The organism is Algiphilus sp. (assembly GCF_023145115.1).
Taxonomy (GTDB): domain Bacteria; phylum Pseudomonadota; class Gammaproteobacteria; order Nevskiales; family Nevskiaceae; genus Algiphilus.
Genome location: NZ_JAGLEJ010000021.1, coordinates 1 through 4644, shown reverse-complemented (window position 1 = coordinate 4644; position 4644 = coordinate 1). Strand labels below are relative to the sequence as shown.

4 protein-coding genes are annotated in these 4644 nt (G+C 68.1%); 3 read left to right on the top strand and 1 reads right to left on the bottom strand.

Annotated elements, in window-relative coordinates; all coding sequences use genetic code 11:
* Positions 1-158 precede the first annotated feature (158 nt).
* Positions 159-785: a peroxiredoxin gene (locus tag KAH28_RS07605; RefSeq protein ID WP_290575388.1), complete on the bottom strand. Its 627-nt coding sequence runs from the start codon at positions 783-785 to the stop codon at positions 159-161.
* 189 nt (positions 786-974) lie between these two features.
* On the opposite strand from KAH28_RS07605, the gene KAH28_RS07600 reads away from it, so the two are divergent.
* The 3 genes from KAH28_RS07600 to KAH28_RS07590 all read left to right on the top strand — a co-directional run.
* On the top strand, positions 975-2573 hold the full coding sequence (locus tag KAH28_RS07600) for a bifunctional aminoglycoside phosphotransferase/ATP-binding protein (RefSeq protein WP_290575387.1): 1599 nt from the start codon (positions 975-977) through the stop codon (positions 2571-2573).
* A gap of 622 nt (positions 2574-3195) precedes the next feature.
* Positions 3196-3570: a hypothetical protein gene (locus tag KAH28_RS07595; protein WP_290575386.1), complete on the top strand. Its 375-nt coding sequence runs from the start codon at positions 3196-3198 to the stop codon at positions 3568-3570.
* Positions 3571-3800: 230 nt separating this feature from the next.
* Positions 3801-4644 (top strand): SulP family inorganic anion transporter (locus tag KAH28_RS07590; RefSeq protein ID WP_290575385.1); only part of this gene is annotated, 844 nt, incomplete at its 3' end.

Genomic DNA, 4644 nt, shown 5'->3' with positions numbered 1-4644 from the left:
ATGAACAACCTATTGAGAGATCACAACTAGCCCGTCACGGTGCTTGCCGGGCGCAACGTTCGTCGATGCGCCCGCGGGTTCGGGGTGGGGTGCGGGACGGGTTGAAGGGGAACCGACCGAGCCGTGGCCGGCTCCCGCTGATTGCCGGAGCCGGGCGCTCAGACCTCGGTCAGGCGCAGGTAGGGGCGCAGCTCCTCCCAGCCCTGCGGGAACAGGTCCTTCGCCTTCTCGTTGCTCACGCTGGGCGGGATGATCACCTTATCGCCCGGCTTCCAGTCGGCCGGCATCGCGACCTTGTGCTTGTCGCCGAGCTGCAGTGCATCGATGACGCGCAGGATCTCGGTGAAGTTGCGGCCGACGCTCATCGGGTAGGTCATCATCAGCCGGATGCGCTTGGTCGGGTCGATGATGTAGACCGAACGCACCGCCGCGGTCTCGCTTTCGCCGGGATGGATCATCTCGTAGAGGCCCGCGATCGCGTGATCCTTGTCCGCGACGATGGGGAAGCGGAGGGTCGTGTTCTGGGTGTCGTTGACGTCCTCGATCCACTTCAGGTGCTCTTCGACCGAGTCGGTCGACAGCCCCAGCGGCTTGACGTTGCGTGCGGTGAATTGGTCGCCGAGCTGCGCCGTGCGGCCCATCTCGGTGGTGCATACCGGGGTGAAGTCGGCGGGGTGGCTGAAGAAGAAGACCCAGGAGTCGCCGGCCCATTCGTGGAAATCGATGTCACCGGTGGTCGTGGCGATCCGGAAATTCGGTGCGGTGTCGCCGAGTCTGAGTGTCATGTGTGAAGCTCCTTGGTGGTCGTGGGTCGCGTTGCGGGAACGCTAGTAGACCATAACCGAATAACGATATATCCAAAACGGAATTATCTCCATCGCCACGATCGGTGGGGCCTATGGCTGGGCGCCGTGCGCATGCATCATTGACGTGCATCAATTGGGAACCGGGCCGCCGCGCCCTACGCTTCCGCCATGACCACGCGCGACACCGCGAACGGAGACGCCCTGCGGGCCCTGCTCGGCACTCTGCAGGGCGAGCCGCAGCGCCTGGGTGAACCGGCGGGCGCGGAGGCGCGCTGCATCGAGACGCATCTGTCGCTCGTGCTGCTCGCCGGGGAGCACGCCTACAAGTTCAAGAAGCCGCTGGCCTTCGATTTCGTCGATTTCTCGACCCTGGAGAAGCGCCGGTACTACTGCGAGGAGGAGCTGCGCCTCAATCGCCGCCTCGCACCCGAGCTCTATCTGGAAGTGCTCGCCATCGGCGGCGATGCCGCCGACCCCCGGCCCGGCGCGTCGCCGGCGTTCGAGTACTGCGTGAAGATGCGCCGCTTCGACCAGGCCAGCGAGCTGGAAGCGGCCATGACGCGCGGCGATGTCCCGCCCGAGGCGTTCTCGCAGCTCGCCGGTTCGCTCGCCGACTTCCACGCCGGCGCGGCCGTTGCCGGCGGGGATTCGGCGCTCGGTGGCCTGTCGGCGCTGCGCCGATACTGTGACGAGAACTTCGCGACGCTGGGTGCCGGCCCGGACGGCGCGGAGCTGGGCGGGATGCTGGCCGAGCTGGCGCGCTGGACGACGGCCGAGCTGGACCGGCTGGGTCCGATGATCGAATCCCGGCTGGCGGACGGACACGTGCGCGAGTGTCATGGCGACCTGCACCTGAGCAACATGATCTGGCGCGACGGCGGGATCGTCGTCTTCGACTGCATCGAGTTCAATGACGAGCTGCGCTGGATCGATGTCCTCAACGACGTCGCCTTTCTGCTCATGGACCTGGATGACCGGGGCCGTCCGGATCTGGCACAGCTATTCCTGAACGCCTATCTCGCGGCCAGCGGCGAGTACGACGGCGTGGCGCTGCTGCCACTGTTCCGGGCCTATCGCTCGATGGTGCGGGCGAAGGTCGCCGCGCTGAGCGTCGACCAGGCCGGCACGGAACGCGAGCGCGACGCAGCACTCGGCCGGTTCGAGCGGCATGTCCGTCTGGCGCACCGCTATGCCGTGCCTGCCGGTAAGCCTTCGCTGATCATTGCCCGGGGCCTGTCCGGTTCCGGCAAGACGCACCTGAGCAGCGCGCTGATTCCACAGGCCCGATTCCTGCGCCTGCGGTCCGATGTCGAGCGCAAACGCCTGCACGGTCTCGACGCCGGCGCCCGGACGGGCAGCGAGGTCGGCGGCGGACTCTACGCCGCCGGCCGGACCGAGCGTACCTACGCGCATCTGCTGGCACAGTCGCGGACCCTGCTGGAGGCGGGGCATTCGACGCTCGTCGATGCAACCTTCCTGACGCGCGCTCAGCGCGCGCCGTTCATCGCGCTGGCGCGCGCGATGGCGTGTCCCATCCATATCCTCGACTGCACCGCGCCCGAGGCGGTCCTGCGGGAGCGGGTCGGCGAGCGCACAGCGCGCGGGACCGATACCTCCGAGGCCGACACGGCCGTGCTGGCGCACCAGCTCGGCGCGGTCGAGCCGCTCGACGAGGCCGAGGCGGCGCTGGCGGTACCGGTCGACACCAGCACGGCGTACGACCTCGCCGCGATCCGGTGCGCGCTCGAACTGCCCGCGATCGACTAGCGCAGCCGTGGCGTGGTCGGGTCGGCGGACGTAGGGTGACGGCATCCCCGGTTGTGCTCGCGGCGCCGCGCCGTTCCCGTTGCGCAGAGCGGGGCGGGCAAGAGCGGGTATGCGGGTTGGAAGCGGATTGACCGGGCGCCGCGCGAGACGCGGAGACTTCCGGAAACAGAGCGCGTACGTACCGTCGTTCATGGGGGTGGCATTGAACGGTCCCTCGCTCCTGGGAGTGATAACCCGTGCTTTTGCTGCAGAGGTTGAGGGGAACAGTTGAGGGGAACATGGGCTTGAAGGATGCCGGCAGGTCGACGCGCGCCGGGACCATGCTCGGGGCGGTCTTCGTCATGGTTGCCTTGATGGTGTTGGTCGGTTGCGGCGCTTTCATGCCGAGGCTCTGGTTCCTTGAGGGCGCCGGCTTGTCCGATGGGCGCGTTGTGCCGTTGGTGATGGGCGCGGCTTTCTGGGGCATGGCGGCGCTCGGGCGCGATGCGGGAGGGTCGTCCAGGTCCGGACGTGGACGAGCGGGATCGCGCGGGGGCGTACCGCATGGCGACTGGTCCGGCGTGATGCGCGATAGGGCGTGCCCGCGGCCGGGGTGTCCGGGCCCCGTGCGCAGGGAGTGCAAGTGAAAGCGAACGCCCTCATCGCGCTTTTGCTGGGGATCTTCGCGTTCCTCTATGTCGCGGAGGGGGTGCTTCTCAATCCGTTCGCGATCTGGAACGCCGCACCTCTGGTGGTCTTCTACGCGCTGCATGCGCGCGGATCCGCGCTGGCGGACCGGCGCCGGGTCTGGGGCGCGTTCGGTTTCCTGCTGGGCAGCATGGCGGTCTCGATACCGTTCCATGTTGCGTGGATGCTGAACCTGGGAGCGATCAGGACCGGTTCTTCCACTTCGGCGCTGGCGCTCCTGTTCATCCCGATCCACGCCTGCATCGCGGGCGGCATCGGTTTCCTGCTCGGATGGTGCGTGCGGCACCTGGGGCGGGGCCGGGGCGCCTGATCCGCCGGCGGGCCCGGCAGGAGTGGCCTCCGCGTAGACGGGAGGTCGCGCTTCGTGGATAATGCTGCGCCGCAGCATGCGGTACTCGGAAGCGTTGCCATCCTGTCGCGGCGCTTCGGGCAACCGACACGCCCCAGTGCCCGAGCCCGCTCGTTGCATCCCGTTTTCCTGTCGGCCCGACGACGCTCGTCGCCGGGACGGCGCTGCTTTGTTCGGAGATTGCCGCCTCGATGATGTCGCCCGCCCTGTTCAGAACCAATGTGCTCAGCGGCCTGACGGTGGCCCTCGCGATGGTGCCGGAGGCGGTGGCCTTCGCTCTGGTGGCGCAGGTGTCGCCGCTGACGGGGCTCTACGCGGCCTTCATCGTGGCGCTGATCACGTCGCTGTTCGGCGGGCGGCCCGGCATGATCTCGGGTGCGGCCGGCTCGCTGGCGGTGGTGATGGTCAGCCTGGTGGTGGAGCACGGCGCGCAGTATCTGTTCGCCGCGGTGGTGCTGATGGGCGTGTTCCAGCTGCTGTTCGCGGTCTTCCGGCTGGGCAAGTTCATCCGGATGGTGCCGCACCCGGTGATGCTGGGCTTCGTGAACGGCCTCGCCATCGTGATCTTCATCGCCCAGTTCGGCCACTTCAAGGTGGCCGGGCCGGACGGTGGGCAGGTGTGGCTGTCGGGCCTGCCGCTCTACACGATGATGGGGCTCACGGCGCTGACCGTGGTGATCATCTACCTCTTCCCGCGGCTGACGAAGGCGCTGCCGGCCACGCTGGTCGCCATCGTGGCGGTCAGCCTGCTGACGCTGGGGCTGGGCATCGACACGCGGACGGTGGGGGATCTGGGCTCGATCGCGGGCGGTCTGCCGGGCTTCAGCGTGCCGCAGGTGCCGTGGAACCTGGAGACGCTGCGGATCATCCTGCCGTACTCGCTGATCCTGGCGGCCATCGGCCTGATCGAGTCGCTGCTGACGCTGAATCTCATCGACGACATGACCGAGACGCGCGGTCGCCCGAACAAGGACTGCGCGGCGCAGGGCGCGGCCAATGTGGTTACCGGTTTCTTCGGCGGCATGGGCGGCTGCG

Bases quoted from the DNA above. Each gene is read 5' to 3' on its own strand.
- KAH28_RS07605 (WP_290575388.1), bottom strand. From the start codon at position 785: ATGACACTCAGACTCGGCGACACCGCACCGAATTTCCGGATCGCCACG.
- KAH28_RS07600 (WP_290575387.1), top strand. From the start codon at position 975: ATGACCACGCGCGACACCGCGAACGGAGACGCCCTGCGGGCCCTGCTC.